Below are 20,041 nucleotides of genomic sequence, written 5' to 3'. Positions count from 1 at the left end.
GGGTTCGCCATGCGTACGCAACTTCGTGTCCTTGCCGTCGTTTCCCTCTCCCTTTTCGCCGCCGGCACCGTCGCCGCGCAGCAGATGCCCGCCAAGAAGGACCTCACCCCGCAGCAGCAGCGGATGAGCACCTGCAATGCCCAGGCCTCCGGCAAGACCGGCGACGAGCGGAAGGCCTTCATGAGCAGTTGCCTGAAAGGCGAGCAGCCGGCGAAGACCTCGCAGCAGGAAAAAATGAAGTCATGTAACAAGGACGCTTCCGCCAAGGGCCTCAAGGGCGACGAGCGGAAGAGCTTCATGAGCAGCTGCCTCAAGCATTGATTCTTCCCGGCCTGCTGCTGCCGGAACACTGTGGGAGCCGCTTCAGCGGCGATGGGTGCTCGCGCCAGGGTTGCCCGCTGCCGCGGGATCGCCGCTGAAGCGGCTCCCACAAGTGCGCTTCTCCCTGAGGTAGATGCGACAATCGTGGCCACCGCCAGCCGAAGTCCCGTGCCCATGAAGATCGTCGAAGTCCAGCACCCCCTCATCCAGCACAAGCTCGGCCTCATGCGCCGCGCCGGCATCAGCACGAAGGAATTCCGCGAGCTGGCTTCCGAAGTGGCTGCGCTCCTTACCTATGAGGCGACCGCGGACATGGAGACGGAGCGCAAGACGATCGACGGCTGGGCCGGTCCGGTCGAGGTCACCCACATCAAGGGGAAGAAGGTCACCATCGTGCCGATCCTTCGTGCCGGGCTGGGCATGCTCTCCGGCGTGCTCGAACTGATCCCTTCGGCGAAGGTCAGCGTGGTGGGTATTCAGCGCGACGAAGAAACGCTGGAACCCGTGGCGTACTACGAGAAACTCAGCGGCGGCATGGCCGAGCGCACGGCGCTCATCGTCGATCCTATGCTTGCCACCGCGGGCACCCTCGTCGCCACCGTGGACATGCTCAAGGCCGCGGGTGCGAAGCGCATCAAGGGCCTGTTCCTCGTGGCGGCGCCCGAGGGCCTGAAACGCATCGAGGCGGCGCATCCGGATATCGAGATCTACGTGGCCTCGATCGACGAACGGCTGAACGAACTCGGCTACATCCTGCCGGGACTCGGCGATGCCGGGGACAAGATCTTCGGTACGAAGCAGAAGCCAGGCTAAGCCATCGTTGTAGGAGCCGCTATAGCGGCGAGAGCAATCTTGCCCGGCTCTCGCGAGATTTCCTCGCCGCTATAGCGGCTCCTACAGAGGGTCGTGTCCCCGAAGCCGTCGGTTTCGTCACATCCCGCTGTCACAAAGTCGGCGCACACTCGCGCGGTGGACCCGACAGGGGGAAACGCCGCGCAGGGGATGCGGGGTGCTTCGGGTCGCACACTACCCTAACGACTCGAGGGACATTCGAATGCGTTTGACCACTTCGCGGCGCGCCTCATGGGCGGCGCTGGCAGGCCTCATGGCCGTATCGTCGCTGCAGGCGGCGAATCTCTCCATCACGCAGTTCCGCGTTCGCGGCCCCAGCGGCGGCAACGACGAATTCGTGGAAGTGCAAAACACCGGCACGGCCGCCCTGGACGTTTCCGGCTACAAGTTGAATGCTTCCAATGCCAGCGGCACGACGGGCACGCGCCTGACGTTCCCCGCCGGTACGTCGGTGGCGCCGGGCTGCTTCCTGCTCCTGGCGAACGGCGCGTCCTCGGGTTATTCGGGCAGCGTGACGCCGGACCTCAAGTACGGCACCGGTATCACGGACGACGGCGGCCTCGCGCTGCTGAACGCTTCGGGCGCCATCGTCGACCGGGTCGGCCTGAGCTCCGGTTCCGCTTACAAGCAAGGCACGCCGCTCGCCAGCCTTGGCAGTTCGAACAGCGACCAGGGCTACGGCCGCAAGTTGAACGGCGCCGGCCTGCCGCAGAACAGCGGCGACAACGCGGCCGACTGGGTGAAGGTAGCCCCCACCGCGCCGCGCGCCAGCACGTCGCCCTGCACCGTCCAGGGACTCAGCGTGTCCATCGCCGACGCCACCGTGAGCGTGCGCAACGGCGACGACCAGCGCATGCCGTTTGCGATCGCGCTGAGCGAGCCCGCCACGACAGACGTCACGGTCCACGCCACGACGGCCGACGACACGGCCACCGTGGCCGCCGGCGACTACGACGCCGTGGACACCACCTTGACCATCCCGGCCGGCAGCACGAGCACGACGCTCGACGTGACCGTGCACGGTGCGAAGACCGCCGGCCCGGACAAGGCCTTCCGCGTCAACCTGAGCGACGCCACCGGGGGCGACGTCACGATCGCCAAGGGTTCGGCCGTCGGCGCCATCCTCAACGAGATCCCGGTTGCCGCCGAGATCTGGCAGGTCACCGGTCGCGGCCAGGTGTCGCCGCTGCTCGGCAAGCGCGTGACGACGCACGGCAACATCGTCACGGCCGTGGGCCCCGCGGGTTTCACGATGCAGACGCCGGACAGCCGCGCCGACGACGACCGTCTCACCTCCAACGGCATTTACGTGTTCACCAGCACGACGCCATCGGTGAAGGTGGGCGACATGGTCGACGTGGAAGCGACCGTCGACAACTACTTCAACCTGCCGGAACTGAAGAACGCCGGGATCACCGCTACGAAGCACGGTGTGCGCCTGCCGAAGGCCGTCGTGTTCGGCGACACGATCCCGTCGTCCGATCCGGACGCACTGTCCTGCGGCGCAACGAACTTTCAGTGCTACGTGGGCATGCGCGTGTCGATCGACAACGGCATGATCACCACGGGCAACCTGCGCTTCAGCAACGAACCCTTCGCCGAGGTGTACATCACCGCCAACGGCAAGCGCTCGCTCCGCGAACCGGGGGTGCGCTACACCGTGCCGGTGCCGGAGGGCGTGAATCTGCCGAACTGGTCGGGCAACCCGCAGGTGTTCAAGATGAACACCGCCGATTTCGGCGCGGTCACCCCGAACACGCCGTTCAACGCGGGCACCACGTTCCGCGCGGAAGGCGTGATGTCGTACGCGTTCGGCATGTACACCTTCATCCCGACGACGATCGACATCAAGAAGGCGGCGCCCCTGCCGCGCGCCGTGGATTCGCGTCCGTTCTACGCGGTGCGCGTGGGCGCGCTGAATACCGAGCGCTTCTGCGACACCGAGTTCAACACCACGTTCACCTGCAGCGGCGGCGACACGGAACCCACCGCCGACGAGGTGAAGCTGAAGACGCAGCGCCTGTCCGCGTATATCGGCAGCGTGCTGAAGCTGCCCGACATCCTCTCGGTGGAGGAAGTGAAGAGCCTGCAGGTGCTTCAGGGTCTCGCCAAGCAGCTGGGCGACGATTACCCGGCGCAGTACGAGGCGATCCTGCAGCCGGGTCACGACCCGAGCGGCATCAACGTAGGCTTCCTGGTCCGTACCGACCGCGTGCGCGTGCTCGACGTGCGCCAGCTCGGTGCCGACGAGACCTGGCAGGACGGTGGCGAGACGGCCTTCGTGCACGACCACCCGCCGCTGCTGCTGACCGCCGATGTACCGTCGATCGTCGGCCGCATGCGCATCAACGTGATCTCGGTGCATCCGAAGGCGCGGCAGAACGTGGACAAGACCGGCCCCGCCGCCGATCGCGATCGCGAGAAGCGCTTCCTCCAGGCCAAGTCGCTGGCGACGCAGGTGCAGGCCATCCAGACGGACCGGAAGAACCTGCTGGCCCCGCTGCTGGTAGTGGGCGACTTCAATTCGTACCAGTTCAGCGACGGCTTCACCGATGTGGTGGGCCTGGTCTCGGGCAGGTACGACGACAGCCAGAACCTGCTGAAGCTCGGCAGGAACCTGGTGAAGCCGGCACTGTGGAACGCCGTGGACTCGGTGCCCGCACAGGACCGCTATTCGTTCCTGTTCACCGAGAACTTCGGCAATATCCAGGGCCAGTCCCCGCGCCAGGTGCCTACGCACCAGGTGCTCGACCACGCGCTGCTGAACACCGTCGCGCGCGGCTTGTTCCTGAAGATGCAGTATGGCCGCGGCAACCTCGACGCGCCGGTGCAGACGATCGACGACTCGGCGTCCGCCACGGGCGTGCGCAAGGCGATCGGTTCGTCCGACCACGACGGTTTCGTGGTGGACATGGTGGCGCTTCCGCTAAGCTTGTTCTGATACAGGCGAGGTGCCCGGTTCGCCGGGCACCTCGTTCGGATCATCGGAACCTGGAGGCACCCGCGATGCCGTCGCGCTGGAAACAACGCATGGGCCTGGCCCTTTTCGCTACCCTGCCCGCTTTCGCGCTCGCCGCGCCGAAGCCTGCCGCGCCGCTGCGCTGTCCCTCCGACCCGGTCACCGTGCAGGTGCTTGGCTCCAGCGGCCCCATCGCCGAAGGCATCGGCGCAGCCGCCAGCTACCTCGTTCGCATCGACGGCGTGCCGCGCCTGCTGATCGACGCCGGCCCGGGTTCCTTCCTGCGCTTCGGCGAAGCCGGCGCCACTGTCGCCACCCTCGACGGCATCGCCCTCAGCCATCTGCATGCGGACCATACCGTGGACCTCCCCGGCATCCTCAACATGGGAGCCTTCGAGGAACTCGGTCCGCGCCTGCTGCTGATCGGCCCCAATGGCGCCGGCCGCTTCCCGGGAACGACCGATTTCGTGCGCGGCCTCGTATCGCGCGACCACGGCGCGTGGCGCTACCTGGCCGGTTACCTGGACGGCGAGGAAGGCAGCACGCAACTCGACATCCGCGAAGTGAAGGCGGACAAGCAGGACGATCCGCCGAAGCGCTTCGCCATCGGGTCCGACATATTCCTGACCGCGATGCCGGTCCACCACGGCGACGCACCGTCCCTGGGTTTCCTCGTGGAAGCGAAAGGCAAGACGGCCGTCTTCGCGGGCGACCAGAACGACGAGAGCGAGGCCTTCGCCTCGCGCCTCGCAGGCAAGAAGCCGGACCTCATGATCGTTCACCACGTGATTCCCGAAGGACCGGGCCAGCCCATCGGCCTGCATCGCTCCCCCACGTCGCTGGGCGAGCTCGCCGGCGAGGTCGCTCCCCGCCGGCTCGTGCTCGCGCACAACATGAAGCGCTCGCTGGACAGGCTGAACGAGGGTATCGCCGCCATCCGCGTCCATTACAAGGGCCCTTTGGTCGTCGCCCACGACCTCGACTGCTATGGCCTCGGCCGGTGAACCTCAGCCGGCGAAACGATCGGTCGCCTTCACGAGTTCGCGCGTGATCCCCGGCTCGAATGCCGAGTGGCCGGCATCCTGCACGATGCGCAGGTCCGCCTCCGGGAAGGCCCGATGCAGGTCCCATGCGCTGCGCGCCGGACAGACCACGTCGTAGCGACCCTGCACGATCACCGTGGGGATGTGCCGGATCGTGCGAACGTCGCGCAGCAGCTGCCCATCGACCTCGAAGAAACCCGCGTTGACGAAGTAATGGCATTCGATGCGCGCGAAGGCGAGAGCGAACTCGTCCTCGCCGCTGGACGCCATGTGGCCTTCGTCCTGGTAGAGGTAGCTCGTCGCGGCCTCCCAGACCGACCATGCGCGCGCCGCCGCGACGCGCACGGCCGGATCGGTACTGGTCAGGCGGCGATGGTAGGCGCTGATGAGGTCGCCGTGCTCAGCCTGCGGAATCGCGGCGAGGTAGCTTTCCCAGGCGTCCGGATACAGCGCATCGCAGCCTGCCTGGTAGAACCATTCCAGCTCCGAGCGGCGGAGCATGAAGATGCCGCGGAGCACCAGCTCCGTGACGCGGTCCGGATGGGTTTCGGCATAGGCCAGCGCCAGGGTCGAGCCCCAGGAACCGCCGAAGACCTGCCAGCGATCGATGCCCAGGTGCTCGCGCACGCGCTCGATGTCGGCCACGAGGTCCCAGGTGGTGTTGTCGGTCAGTTCGGCATGCGGCGTCGACTTGCCGCAGCCGCGCTGGTCGAACAGGACGATGCGGTACTTCTTCGGATCGAAGAAACGGCGGCAGCGCGGGTTGGTACCGGCGCCGGGGCCCCCGTGGAGGAAGACGACCGGCTTGCCATTGGGGTTTCCGCTTTCCTCGAAATAGAGCGTATGCAGCGGCGACACCTGGAGCATGCCGCTGTTGTAAGGCTCGATGGCCGGGTAAAGGGCGGGGGATTCCTGGGGCATGGGCGATCCTGTGGAAGCGAGGAAAGAAGCCTATTGTAGGAGCCGCTATGGCGGCGAGGGGAATCCTGCCGCCATGTCGCGAGGTTTCCTCGCCGCTATAGCGGCTCCTACCGTTTCCGTGTCCCCCGCGGCATCGGTTACAGCAGCTTACCGGGGTTCATGATCCCGTTCGGGTCCCAAACCGCCTTGATGCCGCGCATGAGGGCGATTTCCGCCTCGCTGCGCACGCTCCCCAGCCAGGGTTTCTTGACCAGGCCGATGCCATGCTCGGCCGATATGCTGCCGCCGTGGCGGACCAGCGTTTCCACCAGCAGCGTGGTCACGTGCTCGCATTGGTCGACGAACGCCGCGTCGTCCAGGTCGGCGGGCTTCAGCACGTTGATGTGCAGGTTGCCGTCGCCGATGTGGCCGAACCAGACCACCTCGAAATACGGGTATTCGGCGTCCAGCAGGGTCTGCATCTCGTCCATGAAGGCCGGTACGGCGGAAATCCGCACCGAGACGTCGTTCTTGTACGGCTTGTGCGGCGCCAGGCTTTCGGTAATGCCTTCGCGCAGCCGCCACAGGGAAGCGGCCTGTGCCTCGCTCGATGCGATGACGCCGTCCACCACCCATCCCTCGCCGACGCAGTATTCGAAGAACGCCAGCGTATCGTTTTCGGCCTGTCCGTCCGCGGCATCGAATTCGGTGACGACGTAGAACGGGTGTTCTTCCGCGAAGGGCTTCTGCGCACCGTGAGCGAGCACGTACCGCAGGGCCTTGTCCGTGAAGAATTCGAACGCTTCCAGACGCAGGCGGCGGCGGGCTTCCGCGAACACCTTCATCAGGGCATCCATCGCCGGAACGGCCAGCAGCATCACCTGCGACGGTGGCGGTGGCGACGTGAGCGACAGCGTCGCCTCGACCACGATGCCGAGGGTGCCTTCGGAACCGATCACCAGGTGCCGCAGGTCGTAGCCCGAGGCGTTCTTCACCAGACCCCGGTTGAGGTCGAGCAGATCGCCCGCCCCGGTCACCACCTTGAGGCCGGCGATCCACTGCCGCGTGTTGCCGTAGCGCACGACCCGGATGCCGCCGGCGTTGGTCGCGATGTTCCCGCCAATCTGGCAGGAACCGCGCGCGGCGAAATTCACCGGATAGAGCAGCCCATGCTCGCGCGCGGCGTTCTGCACGGCCTCCAGCGCGATCCCCGGTTCGACGGTGAGCGTGCGGTCGACGGGATCGACATCGAGCACGCGGTTCATCCGGTCCAGGCTGACCACCAGTTCGCCGCGGGCCGCCACCGCGCCGCCGGACAGACCCGTGCGTCCTCCCGACGGGACGATGGCCACGCCCTGCCCGTTCGCCCAGCGGACGATGGCCTGCACTTCCCCGACGGAGGCGGGCCATGCGACGGCCAGCGGTGCGGGCGTCCAGCGCCGGGTCCAGTCGCGGCCGTAATGATCGAGGTCGCCGGGGTCCGTCGACAGCTTCAGGTCGGGTAAGAGGCGGGTCAGCTCGGCCAGGCGCGGATCGGTCATGGGAGTCTCGCTCGGTGTCGTGTCGAGGGTGCCAGCCCCTTCGATGCGCTGCAACATGACCGTCGCGATCTGGCATAGTGAAGGCCCTTCACCTGGAACAGAAGCGCCGGCCATGAAGCGTACCTCGTACCCGAAGGAAGACATCAAGGTGCTCCTGCTCGAGGGCGTCAGCCGCAGCGCGCTCGACGTCTTCCGCCAGGCCGGCTACTCCCAGATCGAGTTCCACGAAAAGTCGCTCTCCGGCGACGACCTGCTGGAGCGCATCGCGGATGCGCACATCGTCGGCATCCGCTCGCGTACGCAGCTCACCGCCGAAGTGCTCGCGGAAGCACGCCGCCTCCTTGCCGTGGGCTGCTTCTGCATCGGCACGAACCAGGTCGATACCCTGGAAGCGGAACGCCTCGGCGTACCCGTGTTCAACGCGCCCTATTCCAACACGCGCAGCGTCGCGGAACTGGTCATCGCCGAGACGATCCTGCTGGTGCGGCGCATTCCGGAGAAGAACGCGCAATGCCATCGCGGCGGCTGGTCGAAATCCGCCGCGGGCAGCTTCGAGGTTCGCGACAAGGTGTTGGGCATCGTCGGCTACGGGCACATCGGCACCCAGGTGGGCGTGCTCGCGGAGTCGCTGGGCATGCGCGTCGTCTTCCACGACATCGAACCCAAGCTGTCGCTGGGCAACGCCCGGGCGGCCGCCAGTCTCGAAGACCTGCTCGAACGTTCCGACGTCGTGACGCTCCACGTTCCCGAGACGCCGCAGACGAAGAACCTCATCGGTGCCACCGAAATCGCGCGGATGCGACCGGGGTCGATGCTCGTGAACGCGTCCCGCGGCACCGTGGTCGATATCGACGCCCTCGCCGCCGCGCTGCAGTCGAAGCACCTGGCCGGCGCCGCGATCGACGTGTTCCCGGTCGAGCCCAAGGGTAACGACGATCCCTTCGTGTCGCCGCTGATCGGCATGGACAACGTGATCCTCACCCCGCACGTGGGCGGCAGCACCGCCGAGGCGCAGGAGAACATCGGCATCGAGGTGGCGTCGAAACTCGTGCGCTACAGCGACAACGGCAGCACGCTCTCGGCGGTCAACTTCCCCGAGGTATCCCTGCCGGGACACCCCACCAGCCGGCGCCTGCTGCACATCCACCGCAACATTCCCGGCGTGCTCTCGCGGGTCAACGAGGTGTTCTCTCGCGCGGCGGTGAACATCGACGGCCAGTACCTGCAAACCTCGCCGCAGGTCGGCTACGTGGTGATCGACGTGACCACCACCGAGGAGCATGCCGTGGCCCTGCGCAACGAACTCGCGGCCATCGACGGCACGCTGAGGGCACGCGTCCTCTACTAAAGGACACCGTCGTCGGTCACGACGCGAGCACGGCCGCGCTCCTTCGCCAGGTAGAGGCGCCGGTCGGCGACGGCGATGAACGGGTTGACCTCGTCATGCTCCTTCGGCACGGCGGCGTTCACGCCGGCGCTCAGGGTCAACCGCTTCCCGGGCCCGTGGCCGGCATGGGGTATGAGTGCCTTGTCCACGAGGTCGAGGCAGCGCCAGGCCAGCGCCATGGCGGCGCCTTCGTCCGTGTCGGGCAGCAGGAGCACGAACTCCTCGCCGCCGAAGCGGCAGAGCAGGTCGCGCGGACCGCGAAGGACGCCCTCCAGCGCTTTCGCCACGCGCTTAAGGCACTCGTCGCCTTCCAGGTGCCCGTAATGGTCGTTGTACTGCTTGAAGTAGTCGATATCGAGCACGATCAGCGACACCGGCCGACGCAAGCGCTGCGCGTTGCGCCATTCCGTTTCCATCGCCACGTCGAAACGGCGGCGGTTCGCAACGCCGGTAAGACCGTCCTTGTACGACAGTTCTTCCAGTTCGCGCTGCATGTCGAGGAGGCGCTCCTCCGTGCGCTTGCGCTCGCTGATGTCGAACATGAAGCCGATCAGCGCTTCCGGGGTACCGTCCGCATGGCGCACCACGTGCACCACGTCGCGGATCCACACGAACTCGCCGTCCTTGCGCAGGGCGCGGTAATCGGCCTCGTGGTCCATGCCCGCCTGGGACTGCGCCACGCAGAAATTGAAGACCCGTTCGCGGTCCTCCGGGTGGATGCGGTCGGCCCAGTCCTGCACGGTGAGCCACGACTGGGCGGACCAGCCGAGAAGCGCCTCGATCTGCGGGCCGATATACGCGAAGCGCAGCGTCGCCCATTCGATCTTCCAGGGAATCGCACGCGTGGACTCGAGCAAGGTCTTGTAGACCCCCGAGTCTTCGCAGAGCAGTGCGTCGTCGACGCTCATGGCAGCCTTCCCCCGTAGCGGCCCTCGGCCGCGAATAGTCGCCTACCCGTTATCGGCCGGGCTTCGCAACCCTTGAACCATACCAAGGCATTGCATCGGCCGGCACACACGTTTACAGTGTAAACATGCCTCCCGACAAAACAGCCGATCGCATCCTCGCCGCCGCCCACGGCCTCTTCGACGCCCACGGCGCCGAGGCCGTGACCATGCGCCGCGTGGCGTCCGAAGTTGGCCTGTCGGCCATGGCGATCTACCGCCATTTCCCCAACCGCGAAGCGCTGCTGGAGAGGCTGTCCAACGAGAGCTTCGAGGAAGCCGCGCGGACCTGGGCAAGCCACGCGCGTCAGCGCGACCCGCGCCGGCGCCTCCTGGCCATGCTCGAGTCGTACCTCGACTACGCACTGGCCCACCCGCACCTGTTCGACCATGCCTTCGGACTTCCCCGTGAGGATGCCAGGCGCTTTCCCGAGGATTTCCGCGCGCGTCGCTCGCCCACCCTGAACCTCATCGCGGACGCGATCGTGGAAGGCATGGCCGGGGGAACGCTGCGGAAACTCGACGAATGGGATCTGGCGATGGACTTGTGGGCGCACGCCCACGGGCTCATCGCGTTGTACCGGGCGGGCCGCTTCAGCCATGACGAGAAGCGGTTCCGGGCCTTCTACCTCGCCTCCACCGGAAGACTGATCGATGCCTACGCGACCTGAACGTTCCGCCGTGTCGACCTGGGCACTGGCCACCGCCCTGACGGCGGTCGGCTGGTGGTTCGGAAGCGGCACCCAACCGCTGTGGTGGGTGACGTGGCTGGCGCCCCTTCCGGTGCTGTGGCTGGCGTCGAGGGTGCGAACCTCCCGGGCTGTCGCCGCCGCCTTCCTGGCAATGGCGGCCGGCTCGGGGAATCTGTGGTCATACCTGTACGGGCACATTCACCTGCCGCTGGTGACGGTCATCTACGCGATGGTCTTGCCCGGGCTGATGTTCGCGCTCTGCGTACTCCTCCATAAGCGGCTTCTGTCGCGCGGGCGACCGTTGGCTGCGTTGCTCGCCGTCCCCGTCACATGGGTGGCGCTCGCGTTCGTCAACAACCTGCTCTCGCCGCACGGCACTTTCTTCGATATCGCCTACACCCAGATGAATGCGCTGCCGATGATCCAGTTGGCTGCGCTCACGGGTATCTGGGGCATCGGCATGCTGCTCCTGCTCGTCGCGACCGCACTGGCGATGCTGGGCGCCACCGATGTCCCGGCGAGGGCCCGGATCGGGATGGCCGGGACCGCGGTGCTGATCCTGGCCGTCGTCCTCGGTTACGGCTTCTGGCGCCTTGCCGCGCCGGCTGCGTCCAGCGTGCGCGTCGGGCTCGTCTCGCTCGAACAGACCGGCAAGCTGGCCGCGGTGGATTCCCCGGAAGGCAAGGCCCGCAAGGACCGCTACCTCGCGGCACTGGATCGTGCCGCAGCCCAGGGCGCGCAGGTGGTCGTCATACCGGAAGGCACCTTCGCCGCGTCCGCCACCATCCCCTCCTTCGCCGGATTCGCGCAGCAGAGCGGAATCACCGTCAACGTGGCCGTCGATTACCAGGATGAGCCCGGCATCGAGCGGAACATGGCGATGGTCTTCCAACCGGGTGCGGCCTCGCCCGTCATGTACAACAAGCACCACCTCATCCCCGGTTTCGAGGACAGGTTCACGCCGGGCACCGAGTTCGTGACACTGTCGGGAAGGCCCCGTATCGGCCTGGCCATCTGCAAGGACATGGACTTCCAGGATTTCGCCGTCGCCTACGGGCAGCGGAACACGCAGTTGCTGCTGGTACCGGCCTGGGATTTCGTAACGGACGGCTGGCTGCACAGCCGCATGGCGATCATGCGCGGCGTGGAAGGCGGCTTCGCTGTCGCCCGCGCGGCGCGTTCCGGCCGGCTCACCCTCAGCGACGACCGCGGCCGCGTGATGGCTGAGGTGTCGAGCGAACAGGGCGATGCGGAACTGGTCGGGAACCTCGCGCTTCGGGAAACGAGGACGCTCTACGCCCGCTGCGGCAACTGGTTCGCATGGCTGGATGTGGCGGTGCTGCTCGCGCTCGTGGGGCTCGCGCTGGCCCCCGGCACTCGTCATTCCCGCGAAGGCGGGAATCCCGTGACTTAATCGCCCGGCCGGAGCCTGAGTCGCTGGGTCCCTTGCCTTCGCGGGGACGACGGTGAGGCACAAAAAAAGCGTCCCGAAGGACGCTTTTCGAAAGAATGGTCGGGGTGGCGAGATTCGAACTCGCGACCACTACACCCCCAGCGTAGTGCGCTACCAGGCTGCGCTACACCCCGACGAGCAAACGATTGTAACAGCATCGCCGCGATCTGCGGAAGGCGGATCAGCGACGAAGGAGGGTCAGGACTTCCTCGAGCTCCAGGCGCACCTGGCGGACGATCTGGTGCGACATGCTGGCTTCCATGCGCGCCTGCGGGCCCTCCAGGCGGGCGCGGGCGCCCGTGATGGTGAAGCCCTCGTCGTACAGCAACGAGCGGATCTGGCGGATCATCAGCACGTCGTGGCGCTGGTAATAGCGACGATTGCCCCGGCGCTTGACGGGCTTGAGCGCGGGAAATTCCTGCTCCCAGTAGCGAAGGACATGCGGCTTGACGCCGCAAAGCTCGCTCACCTCACCGATGGTGAAGTAGCGCTTCGCCGGAATGGCGGGAAGCTCGGTGTTATTCCCTGGATCCAGCATAGCCCTCGACTCTTACCTTGAGTTTCTGGCCGGGACGGAAGGTGACCACCCGCCGGGCAGAGATGGGAATTTCCTCGCCGGTCTTCGGATTGCGACCGGGCCGCTGATTCTTCTGCCTCAGGTCGAAATTGCCGAAACCCGACAACTTCACCTGCTCGCCCCGCTCCAGTGCCTCGCGCACGACCTCAAAATACGCGTCCACGAATTCCTTGGCCTCGCGCTTGTTGAGGCCCACGTCGAGGAAAAGCCGCTCGGCCATTTCCGCCTTGGTCAGCGCCATCTTATCCTCGCAGTCTCGCCTTGCATGATCTCTCCAATGCCCCCACCGCGTCTGCCACGCGAGCGTCGGCATCGTCGTCGGTAAGGGTGCGTGAAGCGTCCTGTAAAATCAAGCCCATAGCGAGACTCTTTCGCCCCTCGTCGATGCCCTTGCCGGCATAGCGGTCGAATAGGCGGACCTCCTTCAGGACGTCGCCGAGCGCGCCGCGTACGGCGGCTTCGACGGCCGACCAGGCGATCTCCTCCGGCAACTCCACGGCGATATCGCGGCGAACCGCAGGAAAGCGCGGGACGCGGCCGGCGCTCGGAAGGCGGCGCGAGAGGATCGGCTCGAGGGCCAGTTCCATCACGTGGACGTCCGGGCCGAGATCCAACGCCTTGGCCAGCGCCGGATGCAGGGCGCCAAGGAAGCCGGCCGGCCGGCCGTCGCGGAGCACGCGTGCGCCACGGCCGGGATGCAGCCAGGACGGAAGGTCTTCGGCGTCCACCGACCAGCGCTCCGGCTCGCCCGTATGCCCGATCAGCGCATCAAGGTCGCCCTTGAGATCGAAGAAGTCGACGGTCCGCGACGCTTCGCCCCACTGCTCTGCCCGTGCGCTGCCCGAGGCGACGACGGCGACGCGGCCGACCTCGTCCGGGGCGCCACCCGTGGCATGGAAGCTGCGGGCGACCTCGAACAGCCGGACGCGCTCCTGCTGGCGGGCGCGATTATGACGAAGCGCCTCGACCAGGCCGGGCAGCAGGGACGTGCGCATCACCGCCAGGTCGGCGGAGAGGGGGTTCGCCAACGGCACCCAGTCGCGGTCCAGTTGCCAGGTCTTGAGCAGATCGGCACTGACGAAGGACAAGGTGACGGCCTCGTAGTAGCCGCGGGCGGCAAGCTGGTCGCGCAACGCCATCTCGGTCAGGCGTGCCTCCGGCTCCGCGCGCAGGGCGATCTCGCCCGCCGGCGCGTGGGTCGGAATGCGCTCGTAACCGTGGATGCGCGCGACCTCTTCGATGAGGTCTTCCTCGCGCTCGATGTCGAAGCGGCTGCTCGGCGGCGTGATGCGCCAGCCGTCGGCAGTCTCGACCACGCCCGTGCCCAGGGCGGTAAAGATACGGGTGACCTCCGCGGCAGGCACCTCGATGCCGAGCACGCGGCGCAGGCGCGCCTGACGGAGCGGCACGGGTGCGTGTTCGCGCAGGTCGTCCAGCCGCTCGGCCACCGTGACCGGGCCGGCCTTGCCGCCGGCGATCTGCAAGAGGAGCTCCGTCGCGCGCTCCATGGCGCGCCTGGGCAGGGCCGGGTCGACGCCGCGCTCGTAACGGTGCGAGGCATCGGTGTGCAGGCCGAGCTTGCGGGCACGGCCCATGATCGCGGACGGCGCGAAATGCGCGGCCTCGAGGAACACGTCGCGCGTGCTGTCGGTCACCCGCGACTCGAAGCCGCCCATGACGCCGGCCACGGCGAGTGGACGCGCCTCGTCGGCGATCACGACGAAGGACGGATCGAGCTTCGCGTCGTTGCCGTCGAGCAGCTTCAACGTCTCGCCCTCGTCCGCATGGCGGACCCGTATGGCGCCGGACAATGCGTCGTTGTCGAACGCATGCAGGGGATGGCCAAGCTCGAGCATCACGTACTGGGTGATGTCGACAATGGCGCTGATGGGACGGATGCCCGAGCGGCGCAGGCGCTCGGCCAGCCACAGCGGCGAACGCGCGGTGGCGTCCACGCCCTCGATCACGCGACCGAGGTAACGCGGCGCATCGGCACCGGCTTCGAGGCGCACGGGACGCGAAAGACGGGAGCCTACCGCGGCATCCGCACTGCCGGCCGGCTTCACGCGACTGCCGAACAGGGCGGCCACGTCATGGGCGAGACCGTTCAGGCCGAGCACGTCGGGGCGGTTCGGGGTGATCTTCAGCTCGATGGTGGCGTCTGGCAGGCCAAGATACTCGGCCAGCGGCTTGCCCACCGGTGCATCGGCCGGCAGTTCAAGCAGGCCGGAGGCATCGGCGTCGATGCCGAGCTCCTTCGCCGAGCAGAGCATGCCGAACGACTCGACGCCGCGCAGCTTCGCGGCCTTGATCTGGATGTTGCCGGGCAGCGTGGCACCGACTTTCGCGAGCGGCACGCGGATGCCGACCCGCGCATTGGGCGCGCCGCAGACGATCTGCAGGAGCTCGCCCTGCCCCGCGTCCACCTTGCACACCTGGAGGCGGTCGGCTTCGGGATGCTTTGCGGCCTCGACGATCTCGGCCACGACGACGCCGTCGAGGCCTTCGCCCAGCGGCGTGACCTCTTCGACCTCGAGGCCCGACATCGTCAACGCGTGTACCAGTGCCGCGCGATCGGCATCGATGGTCACCAGTTCGCGTAGCCAGTTTTCGGAGAATTTCATGGGAGCGACTCGTTGAACTTGGGATCGATCAGGCGAACTGACGCAGGAAGCGCAGGTCGTTCTCGAAGAAGGCGCGCAGGTCGCCCACGCCGTAGCGGAGCATGGCGAAGCGCTCCACGCCCAGGCCGAAGGCGAAGCCGGTATAGCGTTCCGGATCGATGCCGCAATTCGCCAGCACGGTCGGATGGACCATGCCGCAACCCAGCACCTCGAGCCAGCGCGTGCTGCCGTCCTCGGCGTCCCAGCGGATGTCGACCTCGGCCGAGGGCTCGGTGAAGGGGAAGTAGCTCGGGCGGAAGCGCATCTCGAAGTCGCGCTCGAAGAACGCGCGCACGAACTCGGCCAGCGTGCCCTTCAGGTCGGCGAAGCTGGAGGTCTCGTCGACCAGCAGGCCCTCGATCTGGTGGAACATCGGCGAGTGGGTCTGGTCGGAATCGCTGCGATAGACCTTGCCCGGCGCGATGATGCGGATCGGCGGCTGGCGGCCCTGCATCGAACGGATCTGCACCGGCGAGGTATGCGTGCGCAGCAGGCGCCCGTCGCCGAAGTAGAAGGTGTCGTGCATGGCCCGCGCCGGATGATGCGGCGGGAAGTTCAGCGCCTCGAAGTTGTGCCAGTCGTCCTCGATCTCGGGACCGTCGGCACGCTGGTAGCCGAGGCGGCCGAAGATGTCCGCGATACGTTCGAGGGCGCGGGTGATCGGATGGATGCCGCCGTATTCGCCGTCGCGGCCCGGCAGGGTCACGTCGATGCGCTCGGAGGCGAGCCGGCGGTCCAGCTCGGCCTGCTCCAGCGACTGCTTGCGGAGCGCGATGGCATCGGCGAGGCGCTCCTTGGTGCGGTTGACCTCGGCGCCGCGCGCCTTGCGCTCGTCGCCGCTGAGCTGGCCCAGGGCCTTCAAGGCCGCCGTGACGGCGCCGTTCTTGCCCAGCAGGGCCACGCGCAGGGCGTCCAGCGCCTCGAGCGAGGGGGCGGCTTCGATGTCCCGCAGGGACGCGTCGACATGCTCGATCGATTCCATCAGGTTTCCTGACTCATAAAGAGACTCGACAACGTCGTTCCTGCGAAGGCAGGAACCCAGTGACCCTAACGGAGCCGCGGAAGTCACTGGCCCCCTGCCTTCGCAGGGGCGACGCTATCGCAAAAAAAATGGGGAGAAGGCCAGGCCTTCTCCCCACGTGATCCATCATCGCGCCGTATCGCTACCGCGCGTGGTAAAGCGGATTACGCAGCCAGACTGGCCTTGGCCTTCTCTGCGATCGCGCCAAACGCCTTGATGTCGTGCACGGCCAGGTCGGCGAGGACCTTGCGGTCCACCGAGATGTTGGCCTTGGCCAGACCGTTGATCAGGCGGCTGTACGACAGGCCGAACTGACGGGCGGCGGCGTTGATACGGACGATCCACAGCGCGCGGAACTGACGCTTGCGCTGCTTGCGGCCGATGTAGGCGTACTGACCGGCCTTGATGACGGCCTGGTTGGCTACGCGGAATACCTTGCGGCGGGCGTTGTAATAGCCCTTGGCACGGCCGATGATCTTCTTGTGACGACGACGGGCGGTAACGCCACGCTTAACACGAGCCATGGTTCAAGCCTCCCTTAGAGATACGGCAACATGCGAGCCACACCCTTGGTGTCGCACGCCTTGACGTGGTTGGGAGCGCGCAGGCCGCGCTTACGCTTGGTCGACTTCTTCGTCAGGATGTGCGACTTGAAGGCGTGACCGGCCTTGAACTTGCCGGAAGCGGTCTTGCGAAAACGCTTCGCCGCCGCCCGGTTGGTCTTGATCTTGGGCATCGGAATGCTCCGTATTCGGTTGCTGACTGATCCGGCGGCAAGGCCTTGAGGCGCCTGCACTTTCCTTCCTGCCGGGTACGGTGGTTCGGCCCATCCATTCGGACCGAGCCGGCGATTCTACATGAATCTTAAGGGGATGTGTAGGAGCCGCTATAGCGGCGAGGGCATCTGCCCTGCCGCTCCGGCAATCAATCTTCCCACTTCACCGCTCCGTGGGCTTCTCGCCGCTATAGCGGCTCCCACAGGTTCGGAATCAGGCCTTCTTCTTCGGGCCGATCATCATGACCATCTGACGGCCTTCCAGGCGGGGGAACTGCTCCACGGAGCCGTTCTCGCCCACGTCTTCCTGGATTTTCCGGGCCAGGTTCTGGCCGAGGTCCTGGTGGGACATCTCGCGGCCGCGGAAGCGGATCGTGACCTTGACCTTGTCGCCTTCCTCGAGGAAGCGAAGCATGTTGCGCAGCTTGATCTGGTAGTCGCCGACGTCCGTGACCGGACGGAACTTCACTTCCTTGATCTCGACCTGCTTCTGCTTCTTCTTGGCGGCCTGGGCCTTCTTCTGGGCTTCGAATTTGAACTTGCCGTAATCCATGATGCGGCAGACCGGCGGATCGCCGTTCGGCTGGATTTCGACGAGGTCCATGCCGAGGTCTTCGGCGGCGCGGATGGCGTCACGGGTGTCCATGATGCCCAGCTGCTCACCTTCGACGCCAAGCACGCGGACCCGCGGGACGCGGATCTCGTTGTTCTTGCGATTGCCCTTGTTTTCGGTCGTAGCGATACCGCTATCCTCCAGAAGAATGATCCCAATACCGGACCCGCGGCCTTATTGGCGGGTCTCGGCTTCCAAACGTTGGACGAATTGAGCCAGCGGCATGCTGCCGAGGTCTTCGCCACCGCGGGTACGCACGGAAATGGTACCGGTTTCCCGCTCGCGGTCGCCGACCACGATGAGATAGGGGACCTTCTGCAACGTATGCTCGCGGATTTTATATCCGACCTTTTCATTGCGCAAATCGGCGTCCACCCTGAAGCCTTGTCCGACAAGGGCTTGCACGATTTCACGCACATAATCGGCCTGGGCGTCGGTAATGCTGAACGCCACGGCCTGGATGGGGGCGAGCCAGGTGGGAAGCAAGCCCGCGTGGTGCTCGATCAGGATGCCGATGAAGCGCTCCATGGAGCCGACGATCGCCCGGTGCAGCATCACCGGATGCTGGCGCTGGCTATGCTCGTCCACGTACTCGGCGCCCAGGCGCTCGGGCATCATGAAATCCACCTGCATCGTGCCTACCTGCCAGGCGCGGCCGATGGAGTCCTTCATGTGGTACTCGATCTTCGGGCCGTAGAACGCGCCCTCGCCCGGCAGTTCTTCCCAGGCCACGCCCGCCGCCGAGAGGGCCGCGCGCAAGGCGTGCTCGGCCTTGTCCCAGACCTCGTCCGAGCCGATCCGCTTGTCCGGACGCAGGGCGATCTTCATCGCGATATCGTTGAAACCGAAATCCTCGTACACCTTCATGGCCTGGGCATGGAAGGCCGCGACCTCTTCCTCGATCTGGGCCGGGGTGCAGAAGATGTGGCCGTCGTCCTGGGTAAAGGCGCGCACGCGCATGATCCCGTGCAGCGCGCCCGAGGGCTCGTTGCGGTGGCAGCCGCCGAACTCGCCGTAGCGGATGGGCAGGTCGCGGTAGCTGTGCAGGCTGGTGTTGAAGATCTGCACATGGCCCGGGCAGTTCATCGGCTTCAGCGCGTAGGTGCGCTTCTCCGACTCGGTGAAGAACATGTTTTCCTGGTAGTTGTCCCAATGGCCGGACTTCTTCCACAGGCTTACGTCCATGATCTGCGGGCCGCGCACTTCCTTGTAACCGCTCTTGCGGTACACGCCGCGCACGTACTGCTCCACGGCCTGCCAGATGGCCCAGCCCTTCGGGTGCCAGAAGACCATGCCCGGCGCCTCTTCCTGCTGGTGGAACAGGTCGAGCTGCTTGCCGATGCGGCGATGATCGCGCTTCTCCGCTTCCTCCAGCTGGAGCAGGTAGGCCTTGAGGTCCTTGTCGTTGAGCCAGGCGGTGCCGTAGATGCGGGTGAGCATCTCGTTGTTGGAATCGCCGCGCCAGTAGGCGCCAGCCACCTTCATCAGCTTGAAGGCGCGCAGCTTGCCCGTATTGGACACGTGCGGACCGCGGCAGAGGTCGGTGAACTCGCCCTGGGTGTAGAGCGACAGCTCCTCGTTGGCGGGGATGGACTCGATGATCTGCGCCTTGTATTCCTCGCCCATGCCACGGAAGAACCGGATCGCCTCGTCGCGGCTTTTCACCGAACGCGTGACCGGGATCTGCTCCTTCACGATCTTCTCCATTTCGGCCTGGATGGCCTCGAGGTCGTCCGGCGTGAACGGACGCTCGTACGCGAAGTCGTAGTAGAAGCCGTTGTCCACCACGGGACCGATGGTGACCTGCGCCCCCGGGAACAGGCGCTGCACGGCCTGGCCCAGCAGGTGGGCCGTGGAATGACGAAGGATGTCCAGGGCCTCGGGGCTCTTCTCGGTGACGATCTCGAGGGCCGCATCGCGGTCGATGGTGTAGCTGGCGTCCACCAGCTTGCCGTCCACCTTGCCGGCGAGAGTGGCCTTGGCGAGGCCGGCACCGATGGAAGCGGCAACCTCCTGCACGGAAACGGGGTGGTCGAACGGACGCTGGCTGCCGTCGGGGAGCGTGATCTGGATCATGGATGGTATTCCGGACAAACAAAAAGGGCGCCAGGCGCCCTTCGGGATGACGAAGACGTGGCGGGGGCTCAGGTTGGGAAGCGCGTAGTCCGCATGTCGCACACTCGGCCGGCGTTGCCGCGGGCCACCTTCGTTGCATGGATATCGGGCGAAAACTAGTTCAGGCCCGCTGCCGTGTCAAATGCGGCGTCCGTTACACTTTGCCGTCTCCCCGCTCCCAGGTC

The 20,041-nt window shown here is 66.3% G+C and carries 18 protein-coding genes and 1 tRNA gene; 7 read left to right on the top strand and 12 right to left on the bottom strand.

Annotated features, from left to right (window positions below; translation table 11 throughout):
- Nucleotides 1–9 precede the first annotated feature (9 nt).
- From HBF32_RS00305 to HBF32_RS00290, 4 genes are all read left to right on the top strand, one after another.
- Nucleotides 10–321: a PsiF family protein gene (locus HBF32_RS00305; RefSeq protein WP_166697655.1), complete on the top strand. Its 312-nt coding sequence runs from the start codon at nt 10–12 to the stop codon at nt 319–321.
- A 174-nt stretch (nt 322–495) separates the two neighbouring features.
- Nucleotides 496–1,134 (top strand): uracil phosphoribosyltransferase, encoded by a 639-nt coding sequence (upp, locus tag HBF32_RS00300; protein ID WP_166697654.1) that lies wholly within the window; start codon nt 496–498, stop codon nt 1,132–1,134.
- 241 nt (nt 1,135–1,375) lie between these two features.
- On the top strand, nt 1,376–4,114 hold the full coding sequence (locus tag HBF32_RS00295; RefSeq protein WP_166697653.1) for a lamin tail domain-containing protein: 2,739 nt from the start codon (nt 1,376–1,378) through the stop codon (nt 4,112–4,114).
- Between the two features lie 89 nt (nt 4,115–4,203).
- Nucleotides 4,204–5,136, top strand: a complete 933-nt coding sequence (locus tag HBF32_RS00290) for an MBL fold metallo-hydrolase (protein WP_166697652.1) — start codon at nt 4,204–4,206, stop codon at nt 5,134–5,136.
- A 3-nt stretch (nt 5,137–5,139) separates the two neighbouring features.
- On the opposite strand, the gene pip is transcribed toward HBF32_RS00290, so the two are convergent.
- Both pip and HBF32_RS00280 read right to left on the bottom strand, forming a co-directional pair.
- The gene (gene pip, locus HBF32_RS00285) at nt 5,140–6,096 is read right to left on the bottom strand and encodes a prolyl aminopeptidase (protein WP_166697651.1); all 957 of its coding nucleotides are present in this window, start codon (nt 6,094–6,096) and stop codon (nt 5,140–5,142) included.
- Nucleotides 6,097–6,233: 137 nt separating this feature from the next.
- Complete coding sequence (locus tag HBF32_RS00280; RefSeq protein WP_166697650.1) at nt 6,234–7,616, bottom strand: FAD-binding oxidoreductase; 1,383 nt, start codon at nt 7,614–7,616, stop codon at nt 6,234–6,236.
- Between the two features lie 112 nt (nt 7,617–7,728).
- Between HBF32_RS00280 and serA the strand changes: the two genes are divergently transcribed.
- Entirely contained in the window at nt 7,729–8,964 is a 1,236-nt protein-coding gene (serA, locus tag HBF32_RS00275) for a phosphoglycerate dehydrogenase (RefSeq protein ID WP_166697649.1), read from the top strand.
- On the opposite strand, the gene HBF32_RS00270 is transcribed toward serA, so the two are convergent.
- The gene (locus HBF32_RS00270) at nt 8,961–9,911 is read right to left on the bottom strand and encodes a GGDEF domain-containing protein (protein ID WP_166697648.1); all 951 of its coding nucleotides are present in this window, start codon (nt 9,909–9,911) and stop codon (nt 8,961–8,963) included. The two genes, serA and HBF32_RS00270, sit on opposite strands and share 4 nt — an antisense overlap.
- A gap of 125 nt (nt 9,912–10,036) precedes the next feature.
- Here HBF32_RS00270 and HBF32_RS00265 point away from each other — a divergent pair, with 125 nt between their 5' ends.
- Entirely contained in the window at nt 10,037–10,618 is a 582-nt protein-coding gene (locus HBF32_RS00265) for a TetR/AcrR family transcriptional regulator (protein WP_166697647.1), read from the top strand.
- On the top strand, nt 10,602–12,053 hold the full coding sequence (locus HBF32_RS00260; RefSeq protein WP_166697646.1) for a nitrilase-related carbon-nitrogen hydrolase: 1,452 nt from the start codon (nt 10,602–10,604) through the stop codon (nt 12,051–12,053). The genes HBF32_RS00265 and HBF32_RS00260 overlap by 17 nt, the downstream gene beginning before the upstream one ends.
- A 96-nt stretch (nt 12,054–12,149) precedes the next feature.
- On the opposite strand, the gene HBF32_RS00255 is transcribed toward HBF32_RS00260, so the two are convergent.
- The 9 genes from HBF32_RS00255 to thrS all read right to left on the bottom strand — a co-directional run bounded on the left by HBF32_RS00255 (nt 12,150) and on the right by thrS (nt 19,817).
- A tRNA-Pro gene (locus tag HBF32_RS00255) sits at nt 12,150–12,226 on the bottom strand.
- Between the two features lie 47 nt (nt 12,227–12,273).
- A complete protein-coding gene (locus HBF32_RS00250; RefSeq protein ID WP_036114913.1) occupies nt 12,274–12,630 on the bottom strand; it encodes a MerR family transcriptional regulator in 357 nt (118 codons plus the stop codon).
- On the bottom strand, nt 12,611–12,910 hold the full coding sequence (ihfA, locus tag HBF32_RS00245) for an integration host factor subunit alpha (protein WP_036114917.1): 300 nt from the start codon (nt 12,908–12,910) through the stop codon (nt 12,611–12,613). The genes HBF32_RS00250 and ihfA overlap by 20 nt, the downstream gene beginning before the upstream one ends.
- Before the next feature lies 1 nt (nt 12,911).
- On the bottom strand, nt 12,912–15,293 hold the full coding sequence (gene pheT / locus HBF32_RS00240) for a phenylalanine--tRNA ligase subunit beta (RefSeq protein ID WP_166697645.1): 2,382 nt from the start codon (nt 15,291–15,293) through the stop codon (nt 12,912–12,914).
- A gap of 28 nt (nt 15,294–15,321) precedes the next feature.
- Complete coding sequence (gene pheS, locus HBF32_RS00235) at nt 15,322–16,314, bottom strand: phenylalanine--tRNA ligase subunit alpha (protein WP_166697644.1); 993 nt, start codon at nt 16,312–16,314, stop codon at nt 15,322–15,324.
- A 203-nt stretch (nt 16,315–16,517) separates the two neighbouring features.
- Complete coding sequence (gene rplT, locus HBF32_RS00230) at nt 16,518–16,877, bottom strand: 50S ribosomal protein L20 (protein ID WP_072322974.1); 360 nt, start codon at nt 16,875–16,877, stop codon at nt 16,518–16,520.
- A 14-nt stretch (nt 16,878–16,891) separates the two neighbouring features.
- On the bottom strand, nt 16,892–17,089 hold the full coding sequence (gene rpmI / locus HBF32_RS00225) for a 50S ribosomal protein L35 (protein WP_036114929.1): 198 nt from the start codon (nt 17,087–17,089) through the stop codon (nt 16,892–16,894).
- A 253-nt stretch (nt 17,090–17,342) separates the two neighbouring features.
- On the bottom strand, nt 17,343–17,885 hold the full coding sequence (gene infC, locus HBF32_RS00220) for a translation initiation factor IF-3 (protein WP_193570374.1): 543 nt from the start codon (nt 17,883–17,885) through the stop codon (nt 17,343–17,345).
- Between the two features lie 30 nt (nt 17,886–17,915).
- Nucleotides 17,916–19,817 carry a threonine--tRNA ligase gene (thrS, locus tag HBF32_RS00215; protein ID WP_166697643.1) on the bottom strand — a complete coding sequence of 634 codons (1,902 nt, stop codon included), beginning with the start codon at nt 19,815–19,817 and terminating at the stop codon, nt 17,916–17,918.
- Nucleotides 19,818–20,041 lie beyond the last annotated feature (224 nt).

Origin of the sequence: Luteibacter yeojuensis (assembly GCF_011742875.1) — a bacterium.
Classification (GTDB): Bacteria; Pseudomonadota; Gammaproteobacteria; order Xanthomonadales; family Rhodanobacteraceae; genus Luteibacter; species Luteibacter yeojuensis.
Note: the sequence above shows the minus strand (reverse complement) of the source record. Positions and strands in the feature narration are given on the sequence as shown.